Annotated in this window: 21 protein-coding genes; 20 read left to right on the plus strand and 1 reads right to left on the minus strand. The window is 39.9% G+C overall.

Going from position 1 to position 23,950, the window contains the following annotated elements; all coding sequences use genetic code 11:
* Window positions 1-8 precede the first annotated feature (8 nt).
* The 3 genes from LMF89_RS05500 to LMF89_RS26145 all read left to right on the plus strand — a co-directional run bounded on the left by LMF89_RS05500 (window position 9) and on the right by LMF89_RS26145 (window position 2,937).
* Entirely contained in the window at window positions 9-431 is a 423-nt protein-coding gene (locus LMF89_RS05500) for a cell division protein SepF (protein WP_229534245.1), read from the plus strand.
* A 105-nt stretch (window positions 432-536) separates the two neighbouring features.
* On the plus strand, window positions 537-2,552 hold the full coding sequence (tkt, locus tag LMF89_RS05505; RefSeq protein WP_229534246.1) for a transketolase: 2,016 nt from the start codon (window positions 537-539) through the stop codon (window positions 2,550-2,552).
* A 145-nt stretch (window positions 2,553-2,697) separates the two neighbouring features.
* Entirely contained in the window at window positions 2,698-2,937 is a 240-nt protein-coding gene (locus LMF89_RS26145; RefSeq protein ID WP_369412564.1) for a YmaF family protein, read from the plus strand.
* A 24-nt stretch (window positions 2,938-2,961) separates the two neighbouring features.
* Here LMF89_RS26145 and LMF89_RS05510 read toward each other — a convergent pair whose 3' ends face one another.
* Entirely contained in the window at window positions 2,962-3,537 is a 576-nt protein-coding gene (locus LMF89_RS05510) for a biotin transporter BioY (RefSeq protein ID WP_229534247.1), read from the minus strand.
* Window positions 3,538-3,755: 218 nt separating this feature from the next.
* Here LMF89_RS05510 and LMF89_RS05515 point away from each other — a divergent pair, with 218 nt between their 5' ends.
* The 17 genes from LMF89_RS05515 (at window position 3,756) to LMF89_RS05595 (ending at window position 23,837) form a co-directional block, all read left to right on the plus strand.
* The gene (locus LMF89_RS05515) at window positions 3,756-4,985 is read left to right on the plus strand and encodes a DUF438 domain-containing protein (RefSeq protein WP_229534248.1); all 1,230 of its coding nucleotides are present in this window, start codon (window positions 3,756-3,758) and stop codon (window positions 4,983-4,985) included.
* 640 nt (window positions 4,986-5,625) lie between these two features.
* Window positions 5,626-6,618, plus strand: a complete 993-nt coding sequence (gene asrA, locus LMF89_RS05520) for an anaerobic sulfite reductase subunit AsrA (RefSeq protein WP_229534249.1) — start codon at window positions 5,626-5,628, stop codon at window positions 6,616-6,618.
* Window positions 6,618-7,412, plus strand: coding sequence for an anaerobic sulfite reductase subunit AsrB (asrB, locus tag LMF89_RS05525; protein WP_229534250.1), 795 nt, complete (start codon window positions 6,618-6,620; stop codon window positions 7,410-7,412). The genes asrA and asrB overlap by 1 nt, the downstream gene beginning before the upstream one ends.
* 19 nt (window positions 7,413-7,431) lie before the next feature.
* A complete protein-coding gene (asrC, locus tag LMF89_RS05530; RefSeq protein WP_229534251.1) occupies window positions 7,432-8,379 on the plus strand; it encodes a sulfite reductase subunit C in 948 nt (315 codons plus the stop codon).
* Window positions 8,380-8,531: 152 nt separating this feature from the next.
* Entirely contained in the window at window positions 8,532-9,833 is a 1,302-nt protein-coding gene (locus LMF89_RS05535; RefSeq protein WP_229534252.1) for an MFS transporter, read from the plus strand.
* A 21-nt stretch (window positions 9,834-9,854) separates the two neighbouring features.
* Window positions 9,855-13,544 carry a nitrate reductase subunit alpha gene (locus LMF89_RS05540; RefSeq protein ID WP_229534253.1) on the plus strand — a complete coding sequence of 1,230 codons (3,690 nt, stop codon included), beginning with the start codon at window positions 9,855-9,857 and terminating at the stop codon, window positions 13,542-13,544.
* Entirely contained in the window at window positions 13,534-15,015 is a 1,482-nt protein-coding gene (narH, locus tag LMF89_RS05545; protein WP_229534254.1) for a nitrate reductase subunit beta, read from the plus strand. Before LMF89_RS05540 ends, narH begins: the two co-directional genes overlap by 11 nt.
* Window positions 15,005-15,550: a nitrate reductase molybdenum cofactor assembly chaperone gene (gene narJ / locus LMF89_RS05550; RefSeq protein WP_229534255.1), complete on the plus strand. Its 546-nt coding sequence runs from the start codon at window positions 15,005-15,007 to the stop codon at window positions 15,548-15,550. The genes narH and narJ overlap by 11 nt, the downstream gene beginning before the upstream one ends.
* On the plus strand, window positions 15,547-16,248 hold the full coding sequence (gene narI, locus LMF89_RS05555; RefSeq protein WP_229534256.1) for a respiratory nitrate reductase subunit gamma: 702 nt from the start codon (window positions 15,547-15,549) through the stop codon (window positions 16,246-16,248). Before narJ ends, narI begins: the two co-directional genes overlap by 4 nt.
* A 123-nt stretch (window positions 16,249-16,371) precedes the next feature.
* Window positions 16,372-16,806, plus strand: a complete 435-nt coding sequence (locus LMF89_RS05560) for a GAF domain-containing protein (protein WP_229534257.1) — start codon at window positions 16,372-16,374, stop codon at window positions 16,804-16,806.
* A gap of 38 nt (window positions 16,807-16,844) precedes the next feature.
* Window positions 16,845-17,900 carry a sensor histidine kinase gene (locus LMF89_RS05565; RefSeq protein WP_229534258.1) on the plus strand — a complete coding sequence of 352 codons (1,056 nt, stop codon included), beginning with the start codon at window positions 16,845-16,847 and terminating at the stop codon, window positions 17,898-17,900.
* Window positions 17,890-18,549 carry a response regulator gene (locus LMF89_RS05570; protein ID WP_255711007.1) on the plus strand — a complete coding sequence of 220 codons (660 nt, stop codon included), beginning with the start codon at window positions 17,890-17,892 and terminating at the stop codon, window positions 18,547-18,549. The genes LMF89_RS05565 and LMF89_RS05570 overlap by 11 nt, the downstream gene beginning before the upstream one ends.
* Window positions 18,550-18,766: 217 nt before the next feature.
* A complete protein-coding gene (gene moaA / locus LMF89_RS05575; protein WP_229534259.1) occupies window positions 18,767-19,738 on the plus strand; it encodes a GTP 3',8-cyclase MoaA in 972 nt (323 codons plus the stop codon).
* A 33-nt stretch (window positions 19,739-19,771) separates the two neighbouring features.
* Window positions 19,772-20,260, plus strand: a complete 489-nt coding sequence (gene mobB / locus LMF89_RS05580) for a molybdopterin-guanine dinucleotide biosynthesis protein B (RefSeq protein ID WP_229534260.1) — start codon at window positions 19,772-19,774, stop codon at window positions 20,258-20,260.
* 100 nt (window positions 20,261-20,360) lie between these two features.
* Window positions 20,361-20,852 carry a cyclic pyranopterin monophosphate synthase MoaC gene (moaC, locus tag LMF89_RS05585; protein ID WP_007953883.1) on the plus strand — a complete coding sequence of 164 codons (492 nt, stop codon included), beginning with the start codon at window positions 20,361-20,363 and terminating at the stop codon, window positions 20,850-20,852.
* Window positions 20,837-21,781 (plus strand): MOSC domain-containing protein, encoded by a 945-nt coding sequence (locus LMF89_RS05590; protein ID WP_229534261.1) that lies wholly within the window; start codon window positions 20,837-20,839, stop codon window positions 21,779-21,781. Before moaC ends, LMF89_RS05590 begins: the two co-directional genes overlap by 16 nt.
* A gap of 43 nt (window positions 21,782-21,824) precedes the next feature.
* Entirely contained in the window at window positions 21,825-23,837 is a 2,013-nt protein-coding gene (locus tag LMF89_RS05595; RefSeq protein ID WP_229534337.1) for a molybdopterin-dependent oxidoreductase, read from the plus strand.
* Window positions 23,838-23,950: the final 113 nt, after the last annotated feature.

Below are 23,950 nucleotides of genomic sequence, written 5' to 3' on the forward strand. Positions count from 1 at the left end.
CAAGAATAATGGGGCTTAGTTTAATCGATAAGCTGACAAATTATTTGATGCCACTGGAGGAAGTGGCTACTGGAGGGAGTGTTGTATCGGAAATGGATGCAGCTCGTGCTCGTAAGTCGATGAATTTACAGGTTCATACCAGTGAATCGATGTCTTTAAAAGTAGTAGTAGCTTCACCAGTAACATATGATGATGTGTGCATATATGCAAATCATCTGAAGGAAAATGTGGCAGTAGTAATTAATTTTTCAGGTGTAGATCTGGATATGCAGCATGCTATTAAAGATTTCATGAATGGAGTATGCTATGTAGTATCTGGTAATGTACAGCGAATTGCCGATTCTGTATTTATCTATGTTCCAGGACATGTAGATATAGAGAAAGAGCTATATGCGTATTCTGTTCCTGCCTATATAAAACCCAAGATATAAGTATAAGAATTCCTTTGAAGTTGTTGCTTTTTTCAAGCAGCAGCTTTAAAGGAATTTTCTGTATTTCTACCTGAATTCGATGGAAAGAGAAAGGAGTTTTTACGTATGAAATCTAAAAAAATAGATCAATTAGCAATCAATACAATTCGCAACTTGTCGATTGATGCAGTGGAAAAAGCCAACTCTGGCCATCCGGGAATGCCTATGGGAGCAGCCTCTATGGCCTATCAACTTTGGACGAAACATATGCATCACAATCCTAAGAATCCAAAATGGTTTAATAGGGATCGTTTTGTACTGTCTGCAGGCCATGGTTCAATCTTGCTGTATAGCTTATTGCATTTATCAGGTTATGATCTTACAATCGAAGATTTGAAAAGATTTCGTCAATGGCAAAGCAGAACACCTGGACATCCTGAATATGGGCATACACCAGGGGTGGATGCTACTACAGGACCTTTAGGGCAGGGAATCGCTATGGCAGTTGGTATGGCGATGGCGGAACGGCATCTAGCAGCTCAATATAATAAAGCAGAATACGAAATAGTGGATCACTGCACCTATAGTATTTGTGGTGATGGTGACTTGATGGAAGGCGTTTCAGCAGAAGCAGCGTCTCTTGCAGGGCATCTTAAATTAGGGCGTCTTATTGTTTTATATGATTCCAATAACATTTCATTAGATGGAAAACTAAATTTGTCTTTTTCTGAAGATGTACAAAAGCGTTTTAAAGCTTATGGCTGGCAAGTGCTTTATGTAGAAGATGGCAATGATTTAACCAATATTGATAAAGCATTAGTAAAAGCTAAAACGGATACGCTTCGTCCTACGCTAATAGAGGTTAAGACAACAATTGGCTTTGGCTCACCCAATAAGGCGGGATCTTCTGCTTCTCATGGATCGCCTCTGGGGAAAGAAGAAGTACAATTAACCAAAGCAGCGTATAAATGGTCTTATGAAGAAGATTTTTATGTTCCTGATGAAGTGTATACACATTTTTCTGAGACGGTCATTAAAGAGGGAGCTCGTTTAGAAGAAGAATGGAATACTTTATTGGACAAATATCGCATTCAATATCCAGAGTTAGCAAAAAATCTTGAGAGTGCTATCAATGGGCTTTTGCCGGATCATTGGGATAACAATTTGCCACAATATGAAGACGGAAAAAAAATTGCATCCCGTTCTTCTTCTGGTGAAGTGATAAATGCATTTGCTAAAACAGTACCTGCACTTTTTGGTGGATCAGCCGATTTAGCCAGTTCTAACAAAACAACAATAAAAGATGCAAATCCTTTTTCTTCTACGGATTACAGTGGACGTAACATTTGGTTTGGTGTTCGGGAGTTTGCCATGGGAGCTGCTTTAAACGGCATGGCCTTACACGGCGGATTAAAAGTATATGGTGCAACGTTCTTTATTTTCTCGGACTATTTACGCCCGGCAATTCGTTTGGCAGCCTTAATGAAGCTGCCAGTTACTTACGTGTTTACTCATGACAGTATTGCAGTAGGAGAAGATGGTCCTACACATGAACCGATTGAGCAACTGGCTTCGTTAAGAGCCTTGCCTAATCTGAATCTGATTCGTCCAGCAGACGGGAATGAAACAGTGGCAGCATGGAAAATAGCATTAGAATCTCTTGATAAACCTACAGCCTTAGTCTTATCAAGACAAGACCTTCTGACCGTTCCTGGAACAAAGGATATTGCAGATAAAGGTGTACGACAAGGTGCATATGTTATTTCAAAAGCAAGCACAGAAACCCCAAGTGCTTTACTCTTGGCAACGGGATCTGAAGTTCAACTAGCCGTGCAGGCTCAGAGTCAGCTTGCAAGTGAAAATATTTTTGTATCCGTAGTCAGTTTCCCTTCATGGAACTTATTTGAACATCAGTCGGAGGAATATAAAGAAACTGTGCTTCCTTCTAATGTGAAAATTCGTCTAGCAATCGAAATGGGATCAACATTAGGTTGGGAACGTTATGTTGGCGATCTGGGATGTGTATTAGGAATTGATACATTTGGTGCCTCAGCGCCGGAATCAATCGTACTTAAAGAGTATGGATTTACTGTAGAGCATGTGGTTGCAAAAGTCAAAGAACTATTGAAACTTAATAAATAAAGAGAACTTAAACAATAGAATGAACAAATAGAATCCCCTGAATTCAAACTCTATGAATTCAGGGGATTTATTTGTAAGGAGGGGGCTGGTACTATTCGCAGCCTAGGTTACATCAATAATTGAACTAGATAAATGAGGAAATAAAATCCATGAGCTAAGGAAAATACAAACAGGGCTAGCCATTGAAGTAGGTGCTGGTAAACATGTTCATTTTGTTCAGGGGATGACTACTGTCAATGACGACCATTGTCATAATTTTGTTTTTGCTACTCTAATTGAATGCCCTATTCCACAAGGTGTAAGTGATAAAAAATGGCAGGATATTATAAGTAACCTGCCATTTTTTATTATAATCAAGGCTAAAGAGTGCTTCTTTACTAGCTAGCTAAGAATCTAAAATACCATAGAGTTATCTTGAATTAAAAGTTGATACAGAATAACCGCTTTTCCTCAATATAGGTATAATACGAACGGCGGTAAGTGCGATTAGTACACTTAAGATTAAATCGGAAATAATATAAGGGAGAAGACCCACTCCGATAGCAGCTTGTAGTGTCATTTGTTTATGTAAGTAAAAATTTACAATGAGATATAAATATCCTACGCCAAAAACATAAACAAAGAATAATCCTAAGAGGACTGCACTATAAACTTTTATAAAGGTTATAGTAGAAAAATGTTGAACCAGTCGGCCGATGGTATAAGAACAAGCTATAAAACCTAACAAATAACCAAAAGTAGGCTGCAGTACATAGGCAGGGCCGCCGCCACTGGCAAAAACAGGAATGCCGATTAAACCAATTCCAACATATAATATCTGGGAATAGAATCCTTTCCTTCCCCCTAAAAACACACCTGAATAAGCGCAAAATAAAAATTGCAATGTGAAAGGTACAAGGGGAGTAGGAATTCTTATAAATGCACCTACTGCAGTTAATGCAGCAAAAATAGAAATTAAGATCATTTCTCTAAGTGTTAACTTCATAAACTGTCCTCCTGCGGTATGAAATCCATATGTATAGTTTATAATAATTTTACCATTATTGTAAACTGTTTTTATTTAAAGGTTAACGAGATGGATGTAAGTAAAAGCAATATGCACGTGTAGTTTTTGTATGAATTATTTAAGTGTGGAAATGCTAAGTAGTGTTAAAAATAAAGCAAAGTAAATGGCAATGGTGGTATAGTGCTGGGGAGGTACATATGAGTCAACTAATTAATAATCGAGAGTACAGGCAAAAAGCTTTAAAAGAAATAATCTTGGAACTTCATCAGGGAAAATCAGTTCAGGACGTCAAAGACAAATTTGATAAAATTGCTGTAGGCATGGATCCATCTGAACTCTCTTTGATTGAACAAGGACTGATTAATGAGGGGTTACCAGTGGAAGAAGTCCAACGACTCTGCGATGTTCATGCTGCGGTCTTCCGAGATGCATTAGAGAAAAATCCGGAATTATCAGTAGAGCATGGACATCCAGCAGCAATTTTTATAGCAGAGAATCAAGCACTGCAAAAGCTAATAGATCAGGAAATTAGGCCTATCCTCATAGAACTAAAGCAGGCGCCTAGCCAGGCTGAAAAAGCATTAGCTTTACAATTGACTGAAAAAATAAACTTGCTATGGGACGTTGATAAACATTATAGGCGAAAAGAGGATCTTATATTTCCGTTTTTGGAAAAGTATGAAATTACTGGGCCACCCAAAGTCATGTGGGGCGTCGACGATAAAATCAGGAACTTGTTAAAAGAGGCAAAAAGCTTGGCTGTTGCTTATCAATCACCTATAAAAGAGGACTTAATTGCTAAAACGGAAGAAACATTAGTACAAGTTGAGGAAATGATTTTTAAAGAAGAAAAAATATTCCTGCCAATGGCGATGGAAACACTTTCAGAAGATGAATGGTACGGTGCTCTACTCGACAGTGATGAAATTGGTTATTGCTTAGTGGAACCTCAGTATGGCTGGAAACCATATCGGGAGGATGTGAAGGAAGACGTTATAAATCCACTCAATGAAAATAATACAAGCGGCCATGTTAAGTTTGACACTGGTTTTTTATCACCCCAAGAAATTGAATTGATTTATCGGCATTTACCAGTTGATATCACTTTTGTTGATAAAAATGGAGTCGTTAAGTTTTTCTCTACGACCAAGGAGCGAATTTTCCCACGCACCCGTACGATTATAGGTCGTAAGGTAGAAAACTGCCATCCTCCAGCGAGTGCCCATGTGGTAGAAAAAATAGTGGAGGACTTTAAAAGCGGGAAAAAGGACAATGAAGACTTTTGGATCAAGATGGGAGATAAATTCGTATATATTCGTTATTTTGCGGTAAGAGACAAGGACGAAAATTTCTCTGGCGTTTTAGAAGTTACCCAGGATATTAAGCCGATTCAAGCGATTACGGGAGAAAAGCGAATTACAGACTAAGTTAGGAGCAATAAACAATAGGGAATTCCCACGACTTAAATAGGGAATTCCCTAGATTACTTTTAGCCATCAAAAGAGTATAATAAATTTTCTACTGATATAGGTACAAGTATATTTACGATGTTTGTAAATTGTTCCATGGGCCTTATTAGATGTTGGAGAGGAATAACGACATGTATGCATACTAATTCACGACAAATACTGCATCGTAAATTGAACTTTAAACACATTAGTTGGTCTACTTTAGGGAGCTTGTGTGCGAGGAAGGTTTTCTTTACAGTGTTGATTGGTAGCATCATGGTAGCAGCTGTAGCAGTGGTTTTTAATAAATATGTACTAAAGTACAAATACCCTCATTATTGGTGGTAGATACATTCTAAAACAATGTGTTATTTTCTTTGCCAATAATTAAAATGGTGTAATCCCTCTAGGAATAGAAATTTATTAAAATAAACAATGTAGGGAATTTCCTTTATCAATAGAGGGAATTCCCTACATTACTTTTTAGTAGTTAAATATTAAAATTAGCCTGATATCTATTCATTGCACAAAAGAACTATAGAATAATAAGGTTCTCAAAGAGGCAAGGGTAAAAGCAGGATTCATAAGAAAAAAACAAACGTAGGAAAGGAAAAAAATAATGGCATATAAAGTAACCGGGATAAGGTTTAACCAGTACTTAAAAGAACTAGAAAAGGAGTATCTAATTTTTGCTCCCGTAGCTCTCTTGGGGAAGGGGGCTTTTACCAATACGGATTCAGTTAGGTATCAGAAAATAACAAAGCTAGAAGAAGTCGAACTGACGATAAAAACTAATTTTTCTGCTAAAGAAATTCTTCTACCCATTACTGAGACTTTATTTTATTTTAACGAGGATAATTGGACAGAACCCAAGGTTCATGATAAAAAAATACTGCTATTCTTGAGAAGTTGTGACATACATGGCATAAAAAGGCTTGATGATATCTATCTAAGAAATGGATGTGAAGATCCTTACTATAAGGTATTTCGTGAAAAAGTAAGATTTTGTCTCATCGAATGTTATGAAAGTTTTGCAAACTGTTTTTGCGCCAGTATGGGAACCAATATTACGGATGAATATGATATGTTTATACGTCCTGAGGGTGATTATGTATATGTTGGAATTAATAATAAAGAGATGGGGCGGCTGGATGAAAAGGTAGTAGACCTTTCTCCGCGTTTCGTCATGGAAAATAAAACGAAGGTTTCTATACCGAAAGAGCTATCAAAAGGCCTGGCACAATCTGTTTTTTGGGAAGAATATTCATCTCGCTGCATCGGCTGCGGAAGATGTAGTTTTGTATGTCCAACTTGTAGTTGTTTCTCGATGCAAGATATCTTTTATAAAGAAAATAAAAACATGGGAGAGCGAAGACGGGTTTGGTCTTCCTGTATGGTTGATGGCTTCACGGATATGGCCGGAGGACATTCATTCCGCAAAAAGCAAGGAGATCGTATGCGATTTAGAGTGATGCATAAGTTTCATGATTATAAAAAGCGCTTTGGCTACCATATGTGTGTCGGGTGTGGAAGATGTGATGATGCATGTCCAGAGTATATTTCGATTGCGCATTGTGCAAATAGACTAAACAGCATAGTGGAGGAGAAATAATGAGCAATACGTATCTGCCTTTTAAATCCCGAATTATAAAAATAATTCCTCATACTGCTATTGATTATACTTTCTTAATGGAGTATAAGGGCGATGTAAAGCCTGGACAGTTTTTTGAAGTATCCATTCCTAAATTTGGCGAAGCACCCATATCTGTGAGTGAAATTGGTGAAGGGTATGTTGGATTGACAATTCGCAGAGTGGGGCTGGTTACCAATACGATTCATGAGCTGCAGGAAGGTGGCGTGTTATTCCTAAGGGGGCCTTATGGTAATGGTTTTGACATTGACTTGTTTAAATCGAAGGAAGTTATTGTTGCTGCTGGTGGGACGGGGTTAGCACCAGTCAAAGGCGTTGTAGATTACTTTGCTGATAATGTTCATGAAGTGACAGTCTTTTCCTTGATTGCTGGATTCAAATCACCTAAAGATATACTTTATAAAGCTGACTTTGAGAAGTGGCAAAGGGCAATAAATGTTATAGTAACAGTAGATGGTTCAGATGATGAAACGTATACAGGCAATACGGGTCTTATTACAAATTATATACAGGATATCTCCATAGAAAATCAATCAATGGCAAATGTGATTGTTGTAGGTCCGCCTGTAATGATTCGTTTTACTGTGGCAGAATTTTTAAAAAGAGGGATTAGGGAAGAAAATATATGGGTGTCCTATGAGAGAAAAATGTGCTGTGGCGTTGGCAAATGCGGACACTGTAAAATTGACGATACTTATATTTGCCTTGAGGGACCTGTGTTTAATTATGTGAAAGCTAAGAGTTTTATTGATTAATTAAGGAGGAGCAGTATGCATGGATATAAATACAAAAATACTAAAAAAGAATGCCTTTCGTATAACAAAGGAAAGATATAAGACTGCTGTTAGGATTAGGGTTCCAGGGGGAGAAATGGCAGCAAAATATCTGGATACGGTTAAGTACGTGGCAGAAACATTTGGTAATGGTACCATTCATATAACAACGCGACAAGGTTTTGAGATTCCAGGTATTGATATTGAAAAAATGGCAGAGGTGAATGCCATAATTCAAAGTCTAATCGACGGACTTGAAGTTAACCAAACTGATTCTAATGCAGGATATTCTGCAGCAGGTACCAGAAATGTTGCGGCCTGTATTGGGAGTCGGGTATGCCAGTTTGCTAATTTTGATACCAGTGCTTTTGCTCAAAGGATAGAGAAAGTGATTTTCCCTAATGATTATCATGTAAAAATTGCTCTTACTGGTTGTCCTAATGATTGTATTAAGGCAAGAATGAATGATTTTGGCATTATTGGCATGAACGAGTCACAGTATGATTCCTATCGGTGCATTGGATGTCAGGCATGTGTAAAAGCTTGTGAAAAAAAATCTGCTGGCGCCTTGAAATTTGAAAACTTTAAGGTAGTCAAGCATTCAGATAAATGCATTGGCTGCGGAGAATGTGTATTAAAGTGCCCAACAGGGGCTTGGACGAGAAGTTCCAATAAATTATATCAGCTTGTAATTATGGGAAGAACGGGAAGAAAGAACCCTAGAATTGCGCAGCCGTTTATCAAGTGGATTGATGAAGCTAGTGTTTTAGAGATCATTAAAAATACCTATGCCTATGTCCATAATTATATAGACAAAGATGCACCAGGAGGAAAGGAACATGTAGGATACATTGTTGATAGAACTGGTTATCAGGTATTCAAAAACTGGGTATTGAAAGATGTAATTTTGAATCCTAAGGCGCAAGTAGCGGAGTATATATATTGGTAAAGTTAACAATAATGACATAAATGATTTTTTATAGCCAATGTAGGGAATCCCCTTAATCTATATAGGGGATTCCCTACATTACTTTTCATCGGCAAAATATTAAAATAAATCTGACAATATATATTACACACTTACTAAAGGGGGACCAGTCATTGTATAAATTGAAAATATGGAATCCGGAGGACCCTGTTTTTTGGGAGCAGGAGGGAAAAAAAATTGCGAACCGAAATTTATGGATTTCTGTTCCGGCTCTACTCGTATCTTTTTGCATTTGGGTGTTATGGTCGGTTATAGCGGTTAATCTTAACAGTGCAGGGTTCACATTCAGTACTGAGGAGTTATTTAATTTAGTTGCTTTGCCAGGATTATCAGGTGCAACGTTACGGATTCTGTATGCTTTTGTCGTACCTGTTTTTGGTGGTCGGAATTGGACGGTGATTAGCACGGCATCTCTTTTAGTTCCAGCGATTGGTATTGGATATGCAGTACAGGATATCACTACAACCTATAGAACGATGATGATATGGGCTATTTTATGTGGCTTAGGTGGAGGAAACTTCGCATCGTCTATGGGTAACATTAGCTTCTTTTTCCCCAAGAAATTGAAGGGAACTGCATTAGGAATCAATGGGGGATTGGGTAATGTAGGCGTCAGTATTGTACAGTTTGTGGTACCGTTTGTTGTTACTTTTGGAATCTTTGGCAGTATCGGTGGTGAACCTCAACTTTTAGTAAATGGCGGGAGTAGTAAAAGTATTTGGCTGCAAAATGCTGCTTTTATATGGATTATTCCTATTGTAGTGATCACAGTAGCCGCATTTTTTGGTATGAATAATTTGGAGACTGCTAAAGCGTCTCTTCGTGAACAATTCAGCATCTTCCGCTGTAAACATATGTGGATCATGAGTTTTATCTATACCATTGCTTTTGGTTCTTTTATTGGTTATTCCGCAGTCTTTCCCTTATTGATAAAGTTCCAATTTCCTATCATTAACCCGTTGCAATATGCTTTTTTAGGACCTCTCGTAGGCGCTCTCTCTCGTCCTATAGGAGGCTGGGCTGCTGATAAATACGGTGGGGCGCGAGTAAGCTTTTGGTCTATTTTTATTATGAGTGGTGCTACCTTAGGAGTTATCTTTTTTATGAACCAACATAATTTTGTCGCATTTTTTATCATGGCATTAATTTTATTTGTTACTACTGGGGCAGCCAGCGGTTCCACTTTTGGCATGTCTTCCAAAATATTTAACCCTAAAGAAGCAGCGCCAGCTATTGGCTTTATTTCAGCCGTTGCTGCTTATGGTGCGTTTTTTGTTCCCATAGCTTTTGGTTGGTCAACACGGACTACTGGATCGCCTGCCATGGCCTTATATGGTTTTATTGCCTTTTATATAATCAGTCTATTTGTAATTCGTTATTATTACAGTCGAACAAATGCAGAGATAAAGTGCTAAGAAATATGGAGGTGAGAATAAATGAAGAAGCAAGAATTATCATTATGGAAAAAACTGAATTTCTTTAAAAGCAAAGAAACAGCGCAGAATGGCTGGAGCCAAGTGGTTGCAGATGATCGAAACGCTGAAACTATATACCGTAAGCGTTGGAATTATGACAAAGTGGTACGCACGACCCATGGTGTAAACTGTACAGGGTCCTGTAGCTGGAAGGTATTTGTTAAGGACGGTATTATTACTTCAGAAAACCAGCAGACGGATTATCCCTCTACAGGACCAGATATGCCAGAGTTTGAGCCTAGAGGATGTCCAAGGGGAGCTAGCTTCTCCTGGTATGTATATAGTCCTCTTAGAATTAAGCACCCTTATATTCGCCGTCAATTATTGTCCTTGTGGCGTGAGGCGCTAACAAAAAATAATGGTCATTTAGTAAAGGCTTGGGGCTCCATTGTAGAAGATAAAGATAAAGTAAAACAATATAAAGAGGTGCGAGGCAAAGGTGGCTTTGTGAGGGTTGAGTGGCAAGAGGTTAATGAAATTATGTCCGCTATGCTGCTATATACCATTATCACTTACGGACCTGATCGCATTGCTGGTTTTACGCCCATACCTGCCATGTCCATGGTAAGCTATGCAGCGGGATCACGATTTTTATCCCTCTTAGGTGCTCCTATGCTGAGTTTTTATGACTGGTATGCGGATTTGCCCCCTGCATCACCGCAGATATGGGGTGAGCAGACGGATGTACCGGAGAGCAGCGACTGGTATAATGCGGGGTATATCATTATGTGGGGTTCCAATATACCAATGACTCGAACGCCAGATGCCCATTTTATGACGGAAGTCCGTTATAAAGGTACAAAGGTCGTAGCCGTCAGCCCTGACTATGCGGAAAATGTAAAATTTGCCGATAATTGGCTCCCAGTTAATCCGGGGTCAGACGCTGCTTTAGCTCAGGCAATGACCCATGTAATTTTGAAAGAATTTTATGTTGATAAACAAGAAAAATACTTTTTGGACTATGCAAAACAGTTTACGGATATGCCATTTTTAGTACTCATTGAAAAAGATGATACTGTTTATACCCCAGGTCGTTTTGTGCGAGCTAGTGATCTTGGGCTAGCAGTGAATAAAGGCGAGTGGAAACCAGTACTGTGGGATGCAGTACAAGAAGGTCCAGCGATTCCTAAAGGGACCATTGGCCAGCGTTGGGATAGTACGGGACAATGGAATCTGAAAATGGAGAATGAATCTGGTGAGGCTCTTTCTCCGTTACTGACATTCCTTGGTCTGGAAGATGAGCAAATTTGTGTGGATCTTCCTGAATTTACGGAAGGTGGTACTGGAATTGTTAAACGAGGCATTCCCGTTAAATTGATTATGAAAAACGGTAAATTGCTAAGAGTCACAACTGTATTTGATCTGATGTTAGCTCAATATGGAGTGAAACGTAATCTGCCAGGACAATATCCTTTAGATTATTATGATGAACAAACATATACCCCGGCTTGGCAAAAGAAACATACGAATGTGGAAACTGAATTAGTGATTCAAATAGCTAGAGAATTTGCCCAAAATGCTGCCGATACGTTGGGGCGGTCCATGATTATCATGGGAGCAGGCATTAATCATTGGTTTAATGGAGACACCATTTACCGGGCGATATTAAATTTGGTAATCCTAACTGGCTGTCAGGGTGTAAATGGCGGTGGTTGGGCTCATTATGTAGGACAGGAGAAGTGTCGTCCTATCGAAGGCTGGGGTACAGTAGCATTTGCTCGTGACTGGTCAATGCCTCCACGTCTGCAGAATGCGACCTCCTTTTTTTATTTTGCCACCAATCAGTGGCAGTATGAAACACATAGCATGGATGGACTAAAATCACCAACAGTCACTAAAAGCCGCTATAGCCATCCCGCAGACTATAATGTGTTAGCCGCCAGACTCGGATGGATGCCTTCCTATCCTCAGTTTAGTGAAAATCCTTTGCAGCTAAGTGCAGAAGCCAGTCAAGCAGGAGCTGAAACTTCCGATCAAGTCATCAGTCATGTCGTTGAAAAACTCAAGGACAAATCCATGTCTTTTGCCGTAGAAGATCCTGACAACAGGAAGAATCACCCTCGTGGATTATTTGTCTGGCGTTCTAACTTGATTTCTAGTTCTGGTAAAGGGCATGAGTATTTTCTGAAATATTTACTGGGAGCATCTCATGGTCTCTTATCGGAACCGAATGAAGAGCTAAGGCCAGAAGAAGTTACGTGGAATAATGCACCCCCAGAAGGTAAGCTGGATTTATTGGTTACTATAGATTTTCGCATGGCTGGCACGGCGCTTTACTCTGATATTGTACTGCCTGCAGCTACTTGGTATGAAAAAACAGATTTAAGCAGTACGGATATGCATCCTTTTGTTCATCCGTTCAATCCAGCCATTAATCCACCTTGGGAAGCTAAATCAGATTGGGATATTTTCAAAAGTTTAGCAAAGACCTTTTCCACTATAGCAAAAGAATATCTGCCTGAGGTGCAACAAGATATTGTGGCAGTGCCGCTTATGCATGATTCGCCAGGCGAGATTGCCCAACCTTTTGGCAAGGTGCTGGATTGGCGCAAAGGAGAAGTAGAGGCGGTGCCTGGAAAGACGATGCCGAATCTGGTAATGGTGGAGCGGGATTATAAAGAAATTTATAATAAATTTACTTCCCTTGGTACATTATTAGAAAAAAATCCAGTGGGGGCCCATGGTTATGCTGTTCCTGTTAAAGAACAGTATGAAGAACTAAAAAAGAGTAATGGGCAGGTTACTGTGCCAGGTGTGGCTTTCGGTCGTCCTGCTATCGAGACTGCTCGTCAAGCGGCAGAAGCAATCCTTACATTGTCAAGTGCTACTAATGGCAAATTAGCCATGAAAGCGTGGGAAGATGCGGAAAAGAAAACGGGTATGGAGCTTAAAGATATCAGCGCTGGCAGGGCGGGAGAAAAGTTTACTTTTAAGGACATTACGGTGCAGCCTAGGCAAGTTATTCCCACACCTGTGTTTACTGGTTCCAATCAAGGAAATAAGCGCTATTCACCCTTTACTACCAGTATCGATCATTTGATGCCTTTTCGCACATTGACAGGACGGCAGCATTTCTATATCGATCATGAAATCATGCTGGAGTTTGGTGAAGCCATGCCTGTATATAAACCGACTTTATCACCGGTGCTGTTTGCTGGCAAAGAACATAAACCCTTAGCGGCAGGTAAGGAGATTGTGCTGCGATATCTTACCCCCCATGGCAAATGGAATATACACAGTACCTATCAAGATAACCTGCATATGCTGACCTTATTCCGCGGTGGGCCTCATGTATGGATGAATTATCAGGACGCCTTGCAGGCAGATCTTAAAGATAATGACTGGGTAGAAGTATATAACCGTAATGGTGTAGTTGCTGCCAGAGTAGTAGTGAGTCACCGTATGCCTAGGGGCACTCTTTATATGTATCATGCCCAAGATAAGCATATCAATGTCCCAGGTTCATCCATTACTGGTCAGCGAGGCGGTACACACAATAGTCCTACACGGGTTCATGTGAAGCCCACTCAATGTATTGGCGGATATGCCCAGCTTAGCTATGGGTTTAACTATTACGGGCCAATTGGCAATCAAAGAGATATCTATGTTGCAGTTCGCAAGTTGAAGGAGGTAGCTTGGCTTGAAGATTAAAGCTCAATTGGCGATGGTAATTAATTTGGATAAATGCATTGGCTGCCATACTTGCAGTGTGACCTGTAAGAATACTTGGACCAATCGTGAGGGTGCGGAGTATATGTGGTTTAACAATGTAGAAACCAAACCTGGCATTGGTTATCCTGTGGAATGGGAAAATCAAGAAAAATATAAAGGTGGCTGGGAATTACAAGATGGTAAAATCAGGCTAAAAGGCGGCAGTCGTTTGGCAAAGTTATTATTTAAGTTGTTTCATAACCCTGATATGCCGACTCTTGATGATTACTACGAACCCTGGACTTATGATTATGAAAAACTACTGAACAGTCCCACCAAAAGCTATCAGCCCGTTGCCCGTCCTAAATCAGTGATTACTGGTAAGAATATGGAGTTAAAGTGGGGGCCAAACTGGGAAGATGATTTAGCAGGTGCCCATCAAACTGGTATTAAGGACCCGAATATAGTAAAGATGCAGGAAAAAGTAAAATTTGAGTTTGAACAGACCTTCATGGCTTATCTACCAAGAATTTGTGAACACTGTCTAAATCCTGGCTGTGTGGCAGCTTGTCCTTCAGGTGCTATTTATAAGCGGGAAGAAGATGGCATTGTATTAGTCGATCAGGACGCTTGTCGAGGCTGGCGTCTGTGTATGACGGGCTGCCCGTATAAAAAAGTTTATTTTAATTGGCAAACCCATAAAGCAGAAAAATGTATTTTTTGCTTTCCCCGGGTGGAATCTGGTCAGCCAACTATTTGTTCAGAAACTTGTTCTGGTCGTGTGCGGTATATGGGCGTTGTATTGTATGATGCGGATAAAATAAAAGAAGCGGCATCCACTGTCAATGAACAGAAATTATATGAGGCTCAGCTCAGTGTATTCTTAGACCCGACTGATCCTGAAGTGATTGCAAAGGCTCGCCTTGATGGCATTCGTGAAGATTGGTTAGAAGATGCGAAGCGTTCCCCCATCTATGATTTAGCTGTACGGTATGGGGTGGCACTGCCACTGCATCCGGAATTTCGCACCATGCCAATGGTATGGTATATACCACCTCTTAGTCCTATTGTTAGTGCGGCAAAAGAACAAGGGGTAAATCAAAATCTATTTCCATTACTCGATGATATGCGTATTCCCATCGAGTACTTGGCCAATATCTTGACGGCTGGTAATATAGAAGCTGTAAAAATTGCTTTAGGTAAACTGCTCGCGATGCGAACCTATATGCGATCAATCAATACAAACAAAACAGTTGATGCGGATAAGCTAAGGAAGGCTGGTCTTGATGAAACTGCTGCCGAGCGTATGTATCGTCTGCTGGCCATTGCCAAATATGAGGATCGCTTTGTTATTCCCACATCACATCAAGAAAAATATGTGAATGTATATAAACAACAAGGTAGTTGTGGTTATTCTCTGCCCCAGGGTAACTCTTTCTATAGCACTGGAGGTGAAGAGGGTGATAGATAAAGAAATGTTGCAATTCCTCTCCATATTGCTGCAATATCCTAAGAGCAGCTGGCTGGAAATCAATCAATTACGTACACTGGCAAGTAGATTGGAACATTTGCCAAAAAAAGAAAATGTATATACTTTTCTGGATTATTTGGACCACAGAAGTTGTGAAGAATTAGCAGCAGAATATGTAGACACTTTTGATTTTAGCGAACACTGTAATTTGTACATTACCTCCTTGCTCTGCCCTGATGATCGAAAGCGTGGTCAGGTGCTGGCAGACTTGAAAGCAATCTACTTACAAGCTGGACTTGAGGTAGCAACAGAGGAATTACCTGACTACCTTCCCCTGTTGCTTGAATTCTTAGCGATTGCTAATCAGGAATCATGTAATCAGGTTCTAGAAATTGTAGGTCCTGGTATGGATAAATTATGGCAGCAACTTAAGGAAAAACATAGTCCCTATGCTACATTGCTTGAGGTTTGCGTCGAATCTACAGTACCAGTGGCATGTGTAAAAACTGTCCACATAGGGGGAGATCTATCATGAAATTCGCAGAACAATTTCTATGGGTGATTTATCCTTATATAGCGTTAACTATTTTTGTAGTCGGGCATATTTACCGTTATAATACGGATCAATTGGGGTGGACAGCTAAATCAAGTGAATTATTGGAAAAACGTAGTTTATGGTGGGGTAGTATGTTGTTCCACGCTGGTATTTTAGCCGTCGTTGGAGGGCACATTTCTGGTCTGTTGATTCCTAAAGTCTTTTTTGAATCCATTGGAGTAAATGAACAGATGTATCATATGGCTGCTGTTTATGGTGGAGGACCAGCTGGCCTAGTCACATTAGCAGGTATTCTTATTCTTACGCTGCGTCGCGTTGGCAATGATCGTGTATTTGCAGTTAGTAGTGCAGCTGATTTAATTGTTGTGATATTGGTGCTGATTGAAGTTTCGTTAGGGTTGGCAAGTACAATTACAAATGTACTGAGCACAGGGAGTTTTGATTATCGGGAAACCATTGGTCCTTGGTTTAGAGGTTTATTATTTTTGCAGCCTGCTGTTTCCTTTATGGCTGCTGTCCCTTTGGTGTTCAAACTTCATGTTATAGTAGGTTTTGGAATAGTTGCTATATGGCCTTTTACAAGATTAGTACATGTATGGAGTATGCCTATTGAATATATCAACAGAGCATATATTCAATATTTTAGTAAGGACTTAAAAGTAAAATCACTTTATTGAGTTGTAAGGGCAATCAAAGTTATTTTTTAGATTGCCCTTATTTCATAACCGTCTTTGTCTTTGCTTTTAAATAGAAACTGTGCTAAATTGTAAGTAAAATTAATATTTCGGGAGAATTTCTTAATGGATACACTAGCAGGAGTAATTAATAAATATTTGGAGGAGTTACGACAACGGACTGATGCTGACTTCTCGGCTTTTGCCTGTCAAGAGCCAGGAGAAGCTGTTATTCGTTGGAAATATGCAGTAGGTAATAAAAATGAACGTTTTCGACGAATTGTATTACGTTCTGGTAAAGGAATTGCAGGAAAAGTATTGATGGCAGGTAGGCCAATGATATTAGAGAATTATGAGCATAGGCAACATGATGACCCTCAAGAATATCCCATTCTTTATGCTGAAGAACTGCGATCCGCTTTGGGAGTTCCAGTCTTGATAGCGGGAAGAGTAAAAGGTGTGTTATTAATTGGTTATCGTAATCCATGTATAATAGAAGAAGTGATAGTTGAATTAGTGAAACAAGTTGCTAAAGAAATGGAAAATATAATAGGTATCTGAGAGAAAAGCATGCATTTACTATAATGGAGGCTATTGGCGTGAGGCAGAAAACTTCGGAGCCATTATTTAAAGATATTTTTCAGTATGGAAGCGATGCAATTGTCATTTTAGATGATAAGGGTATTATTATTGATGCGAATCCGTCAATCGAAATGCTGACGGGCTATTGTACTGAAGAGCTGATTCATAAAATACGTTTATGTGATATTTGTCATGGGATGGAAAGGTGTGCAGATTTTACAGTTTGTATAAATTGTTTTACTACCTTAGAAAGTATGTCTTCCTTTAAAATTCGTTTATTGCACAGAAAGGGACATATTTTTTCGGTATCAGCTAGTACAACTCGTTTGCCGCAGAATGCTGGTGGTTTTTTGATCGTCGTACTTCGCGATATGTCCGAATACAATAAGCAAGACCAAAAATATGTTCAAAAAAAAATGGCGAATTATATGATTCAGGCGCAAGAAGGAGAACGTAAACGTGTGTCTCGTGAGCTACATGATGGAGTGGGGCAAACCATTTATAGCATGATTGTAGGGCTTAATATAATTGAACAGATGGAACTAGAAAACGACTTAAAAAGTCATTTTCAATTAGTGAGAGATATGGCGGTTCAAGCTTTGAGTGAAGTCCGACATATCGCTGTAGATCTAAGACCTTCCTCACTTGATGATTGGGGAATTGTACCCGCCTTACGTTCTTTCATTAAACAGTTTGAGCGAACCTATGGAATTGTAACAAGGTTATCCGTTGTAGGACAAGAGCGTCGTTATGGAGCATCGATAGAAACAGCACTTTATCGTATTTGTCAAGAAGCTATGATAAATGCGGCTAAATATGCGAATATTGATATACTAGAGATACATTTTGAAGAACAGGATCAACTATTGTATTTGGCAGTTATAGATTTGGGACGGGGTTTTAATCTAGAGAAAATAGAAGTGATGGGAACAGGATTAGGGCTTTATGGTATGCGAGAAAGAGCGAAATTGATTGGCGGTACTCTTAAAATTACTTCCGGATGTGATCATGGTACTACTATTCGTGTATATGTTCCCTTGGGCAAAGAGGAGGAAATAATCTATGACCATTAGTGTTCTAATAGCTGATGATCACGCTGTTGTCCGTTCGGGATTAGCTATGTTAATTAATTCCCAGCAAGATATGCAAGTGGTAGGGGTGGCTGCTGATGGAAGAGAAGCGGTAGAATTAGGGGTAAAACTTCTTCCTCAGGTGGTACTTATGGATTTGAGCATGCCTCCAGGTGAGAATGGTCTGATTGCTACTGCTAGATTAAAGGAATTACTACCTGAGATTCGAGTGCTGATTCTAACCATGCATGATGATGAAGAATATCTATTTCAGTCTTTAAAGGCGGGGGCAGTGGGATATATTGTAAAAACTGCTCCTGACTTTGATTTACTCAAAGCCATTCGCACAGTTCACCAAGGGGAATCTTATTTATATCCATCTGCTGCTAAATCTTTAATTGAGAGATTTTTACGTCAGGGAAATAAAAGCGAAGAATTTGAGTCATTGCAATTACTAACAGAACGAGAGAAACAAACATTGCGCTTGGTGGCTATGGGGTATGCTAATAAAGACATTGCTGAGCAACTTTGTCTTTCTGTTAAGACCGTTGAAGCTTACAAGGCTAGAATCATGGAAAAACTTGATTTAAAAACTAGACCGGAAATGGTTAGATACGCAATGAAAAAAGGATTATTAGATTTGGAAGGCTAATACTATCAATACAGTATGAGAGTAATCTTCATTTAGAATTGTTGCAAGAAGACTTGATTTAGATGGAGTTAACACCAAATGACCGATTTTGTTGTACTTATCCGCCGGACTTAATCGCACACGAACTATCTTTTGGAAGAGGGGGAGTCTTATAGCGAGTTGGTCATCGGATAAATACCATAGTATTTTGCATAAAAATAAGACAGGAGGTTGCAGGATGAATGGTTTATATGACAGTGTGGGAAGGCGCATTCATTACCTGCGAGTAGCAGTAACGGATAGGTGCAATTTTCGATGCCAATACTGTATGCCTTCAGAAGGTGTAAAATGGATGGAGCATAATGATATTTTACGGTATGAAGAAATCTTGCGCATTATTACTGCCTTTGCCAGCTTAGGGGTTGATAAAGTACGCATTACTGGTGGTGAGCCTTTGGTACGTAAAGGGATTATTGGCTTTTTACATAAGGTAACAGCTATTCCTGGGATCAAAGAAGTGGCTGTAACAACGAATGGTAGTATGCTGGAAGAATATGCTTCTCTTTTAAAGGAAGCTGGGGTGAAACGTATCAATGTGAGTCTTGATACATTAGATCCTGAGCGATTTAAACAGATAACAGGACATGATGCATTGTATCGGGTATTGGCAGGAATAAAAAAGGCGCAAGAAATAGGCCTTACACCGATTAAGTTAAATATGGTAGTTATGAACGGCATAAATTCAGATGAAATTGCTGATTTTGCGAACTTGGCTATAAATAATCCCTATCAGGTTCGATTTATTGAATATATGCCCTTTGCCTTGGAACGAAAATATTTATTTGCAGCAGATAAAATGAAGCAGCAACTTTTAAAAGCTGGCTTTGGTAAACTGATTCCTGAAATGAGTAATCACTCACCGGCTCAAATATATCGCTTCCCTCAGGCACAGGGCTCAATTGGTTTTATTACTCCTATTTCTCAACATTTCTGCAGTTCTTGCAATCGAATTCGTCTTACTCCTGATGGCAATCTTAAACCTTGTCTGTTATCGAACCAGGAATATTCCTTGCGTGAAAGACTGCGTGCAGGAATTTCTGATCAGAAGCTCTTGGATACGATAAAACAAGTGATCTGGAATAAACCCAAGGAATGTGACTTGAGGAATGGGGGAAAAAGTAAAAGAGGTATGCATCGTATTGGTGGCTAATTTAAAGTAATAGTGGAAAGAAGGAAAGCGACTATGATACCCCTTGTCTCCTTTGTAGGTTATTCCAATAGCGGTAAAACGACGCTTTTGACAAAGGTTATTCGTGAGTTGAAAAATCGTGGTTATCGTATTGCAGTGATTAAACACGATTGTCATGATTTTGAAATAGATCATGCTGGGACGGATACATGGAGGCACCGCCAAGCTGGTGCTGAAGTTGTATGCATTGCCTCCGCGCATCAAGTAGCAATCGTGCAGACCCTTACCCAGCCACTTGCGCTGGATGATATCATTCAAGGGATTAACAATGTGGATTTAATTTTGACAGAGGGTTTTAAACAAGAAGAAAAACCACAAATTGAGGTACATCGGCAGGGAAGAGAATATATTGGCCTAAAAAAGAATCGAATCGCCTTAGTTGCAGATCAGCAAATTTATACTGGTGTCCCTTATTTTAAGCTGGAAGAGGTTAAAGAGGTTACTGATTTTTTAGAAAATAGAATTCGGTTATCAAAGGTATAGCTGGCAAATTGCTAGAAGAGAGACGCTGCGGTGTCGCAGCTGTGAAGGTGAGTTCAATATCTTCATCGTTCATTTATAAAGGGAGGATTTGTGCATAATTATGGCAGAATTTACTCATTTTAACGCCCAGGGCGAAAGCCACATGGTAGATGTCAGTGGTAAACATATAACGCAAAGACAAGCAGTAGCTCGTGGACAAATTTTTATGGAAAAAGAAACACTAGAGAAAATATATGACAGTCAAATTGCCAAAGGCAATGTGTTAGAAGTAGCACGTTTGGCAGGTATCATGGCTGCAAAGCAGACACAGCATCTCATACCTCTTTGCCATCCTCTATTAATTAGTTCAGTTGAGATCCATTTTACCAGGGAGCAGCGATCAATCATGATAGAAGCTGCTGTCAGGGTAAGCGGGCAAACAGGCGTAGAGATGGAGGCCATGACCGCCGTTAGCGTTGCAGCTCTGACAGTATATGATATGTGTAAGGCAATTGATCGTTCTATGGTAATAGCAAACATTTGCTTAATGAAAAAAGAAGGCGGTAAGAGCGGCCTGTTTGAAAGGAAGGATGATTCATGCCTGCAAAAATAGCTGCTGTTTGTATCAGCAGGGAAAAAGGGGTTCGTAAAGAAAATATAGGTGAGGCTAAGTTGAGAGCAAATTGGGGGATGGAAGGCGATGCTCACGCAGGAAAATGGCATCGCCAGATCAGCTTGCTTAGTATAGATAGTATTGAAAAAATGAAGGAAATCGGCAGAAAAAAAGGTTTGGAACTCGTTCCTGGAGACTTTGCTGAAAATCTCACGACGGAAGGGTTAGAGCTTTTCAAACTACCTGTTGGAACCTATTTGAAGGCAGGAGAAACCTTACTGGAAGTAACTCAAATCGGCAAGAGTTGTCATCATCTTTGCGAGATTTTTAAGCAGGTTGGTCAGTGCGTTATGCCGAAAGAAGGCATTTTTGCCCGAGTACTAGTTGGCGGCAGGGTTAAAGCAGAGTATGGGATTGAAGTTTGGCACGGTATACCAGTAGGCATTATTACGGCTAGTGACAAGGGAGCAATTGGAGAAAGAGAAGATACCAGTGCCAAAGAAATTGAGAAACTTGTGCCGAATATAAAAGGGCAGGTGATTGACTATCGTATACTGCCTGATGACCAGGATGTATTAGTAGAGGCCATGACAGAAATGGTAGATCAACTTGGTGTGGGGCTTTTACTTACCACAGGAGGGACTGGATTTTCACCAAGGGACGTTACCCCTGAAGCTACATTGCGTGTTATTGAAAGGGCTGTTCCTGGTTTACCAGAAGCCATGAGACGAGAGAGCGCTGCGATATCTCCAAGAGCGATGTTAAGCCGAGCAGTAGCAGGTATTCGGGGCAAATGTTTGATTGTAAATTTGCCGGGTAGTCCTAAAGCAGTGCGGGAATGTTTGGAAATTATTTTACCTGTACTGCCTCATGCTCTTGAGATTCTCCGCGGTACGGGTGGTGAGTGTGGAGCAGAAAAAGGCTGTTAGTAAGGAGAAATGGATGATTAAAAGTTCAATAGGAGGTTACGTGGTGAATCCTAAAATCGAAGTAAAGCGATCGGTTTGTCCCTATGACTGTCCTGATACCTGTGGACTTATGGTAGAAACGGTGGAAGGGAAAGCTGTAAGAGTTACAGGAGATCCAGAACATCCTCATACGAGAGGAACTTTATGTTCTAAAATGAATCATTATGAGAAAACAGTACATTCCCCAGAGCGGTTAACGAAACCTTTATTTCGGACTGGACCAAAAGGTGCAGGAGAATTTAAAGAGATTTCCTGGGAAGAGGCAATTTTTCATATTAAAGAACGCTGGCAAGGGATTATTGCTGAGTATGGCGCACAGGCGATATTGCCTTACTCCTATGCAGGAACAATGGGCGTGGTGCAGCGTAATATTGGTGAGGCTTTTTTTCATCGTTTAGGGGCATCTCGTTTAGAACGGACAATTTGTTCTTCAGCTAAGGGGTATGGTTGGTCGGCGGTTATGGGTTCGAGTCTAGCGCCTCATCCTCAAGAAGTGTCAGCAAGTGATTTAATTATTCTTTGGGGGACGAATATTCTAGCGACGAATATTCATTTGCTGTATCAGATACGGGAGGCTAAGAAGGCAGGAGCAGTGGTTTGGTTAATTGAGACTTATCAATCATCAGCGGCTCAATTTGCTGATAAGGTAATAATGATACGACCTGGCAGCGATGGTGCCTTGGCTTTGGGTATGATGAGTGCCTTAGTTGACAAAAAGTTAATAGATAAAGAGTTTGTTGCCAGGCATGTACAAGGCTTTGAAGCCTTCGAAAAAGAATCTTTACCTGAATATTCATTAGATGTAGTAAGTAAAATTACCGGAATTGATGCTGCTAGTATTGAGGAGATTGCGATCCTATATGGAAAGGCACGGGCTCCTTTTATAGTTATGGGCAGTGGCTTATCACGATATGGTAATGGCGCAATGACAGTCCGTGCTATCACATGTCTCCCGGCTCTTGTGGGAGCTTGGGCAAAAGTGGGGGGCGGGCTATTAGCAAGTATTGGTACAGGAAGTGCTTTTGCTATGGATTCGATAACCCGGGAGGACTTTATGCAAGAACCCACCCGAATTGTAAATATGAATCAACTAGGTCATGCTTTGCAACAGATAGAAAATCCTCCTATTATGAGTATGTATGTATATCATTCCAATCCTGCTATTGTTGCACCAGATCAAAATGCTGTAGTGAAAGGGCTTTTGCGGGAAGATCTGTTTACAATTGTTCATGAACGTTTCATGACCGATACAGCTCGTTATGCGGATCTGGTGCTGCCAGCTACCAGTTCTTTAGAGCACTCCGATATCTATCGCTCTTATGGGCATTATTGTGTTCAACGAGCATATCCGGTGATTCCACCAGTAGGAGAAGCAAAAGCCAATTGGGATGTTTTCAGGTTATTAGCAAGTGCTATGGGATTTGAGGAACCTTTTTTTGAGCAAACAACTGATGAAATCATTCAGCAGTTGCTAGAAGCCCCTAAACCATGGCTGGCACAAATTGATATAAATAAGGTGCAGGAGGGGATGGCAGCAGAATTGCCGCTGCCGCCTGATTACAAAATATCATTTAAAACTCCATCGGGAAAAATTGAAATTTTTAATCCACGGGAAATAGATCCCCTTCCTACGTATAATCCATCTCATGGTGATGATGCACCTTTTTGGCTCATGAATGCTCCAGGGTTATATTCACTTAACTCCTCCTTTAATGAAAGGTCTGATCTTTTGGAAAAAAGAAAAGCGATGTATTTGATGATGAATCCCGATGATGCTAAAAAGAAGGGATTTAAAAATGGGCAGGAGGTTATTGCTTTTAATGAACGAGGCGAAGTTGTATTTATTCTAAAAATAGCCTCTGAAGTTCCAGATGGCGTTGTTGTGACAGAAGGGATCTTCTGGATCAAGAATACCCCTGGACAAAGTTCAGTGAATGCATTAACATCCCAGCGGCTTACAGATCGTGGAGCGGCGAGTACCTTTTACGATACAAAGGTTGATGTTCGTTCAAAATAATTAAAAAATTAACATAGTGTAATTCAATCCTTTCACTAGCTACATTGTGGCAGGATTGAATTTGGTTATATAATTTGTACATAAAATCTAAGATTTTGGTAATAGTTAATGGT

The sequence above is a fragment of the Pelosinus baikalensis genome, from assembly GCF_020819555.1.
Lineage (GTDB): Bacteria > Bacillota > Negativicutes > DSM-13327 > DSM-13327 > Pelosinus > Pelosinus baikalensis.

What these genes read in the sequence shown, in the direction of transcription:
- mobB (WP_229534260.1), top strand. Translation starts at nt 19,772, where the DNA reads ATGATACCCCTTGTCTCCTTTGTAGGTTATTCCAATAGCGGTAAAACG.
- LMF89_RS05590 (WP_229534261.1), top strand. Translation starts at nt 20,837, where the DNA reads ATGCCTGCAAAAATAGCTGCTGTTTGTATCAGCAGGGAAAAAGGGGTT.
- LMF89_RS05510 (WP_229534247.1), bottom strand. Translation starts at nt 3,537, where the DNA reads ATGAAGTTAACACTTAGAGAAATGATCTTAATTTCTATTTTTGCTGCA.
- asrB (WP_229534250.1), top strand. Translation starts at nt 6,618, where the DNA reads ATGAGCAATACGTATCTGCCTTTTAAATCCCGAATTATAAAAATAATT.
- moaC (WP_007953883.1), top strand. Translation starts at nt 20,361, where the DNA reads ATGGCAGAATTTACTCATTTTAACGCCCAGGGCGAAAGCCACATGGTA.
- asrA (WP_229534249.1), top strand. Translation starts at nt 5,626, where the DNA reads ATGGCATATAAAGTAACCGGGATAAGGTTTAACCAGTACTTAAAAGAA.
- narI (WP_229534256.1), top strand. Translation starts at nt 15,547, where the DNA reads ATGAAATTCGCAGAACAATTTCTATGGGTGATTTATCCTTATATAGCG.
- LMF89_RS05500 (WP_229534245.1), top strand. Translation starts at nt 9, where the DNA reads ATGGGGCTTAGTTTAATCGATAAGCTGACAAATTATTTGATGCCACTG.
- LMF89_RS05515 (WP_229534248.1), top strand. Translation starts at nt 3,756, where the DNA reads ATGAGTCAACTAATTAATAATCGAGAGTACAGGCAAAAAGCTTTAAAA.
- LMF89_RS05540 (WP_229534253.1), top strand. Translation starts at nt 9,855, where the DNA reads ATGAAGAAGCAAGAATTATCATTATGGAAAAAACTGAATTTCTTTAAA.
- LMF89_RS05570 (WP_255711007.1), top strand. Translation starts at nt 17,890, where the DNA reads ATGACCATTAGTGTTCTAATAGCTGATGATCACGCTGTTGTCCGTTCG.
- LMF89_RS05560 (WP_229534257.1), top strand. Translation starts at nt 16,372, where the DNA reads ATGGATACACTAGCAGGAGTAATTAATAAATATTTGGAGGAGTTACGA.
- tkt (WP_229534246.1), top strand. Translation starts at nt 537, where the DNA reads ATGAAATCTAAAAAAATAGATCAATTAGCAATCAATACAATTCGCAAC.
- asrC (WP_229534251.1), top strand. Translation starts at nt 7,432, where the DNA reads ATGGATATAAATACAAAAATACTAAAAAAGAATGCCTTTCGTATAACA.
- moaA (WP_229534259.1), top strand. Translation starts at nt 18,767, where the DNA reads ATGAATGGTTTATATGACAGTGTGGGAAGGCGCATTCATTACCTGCGA.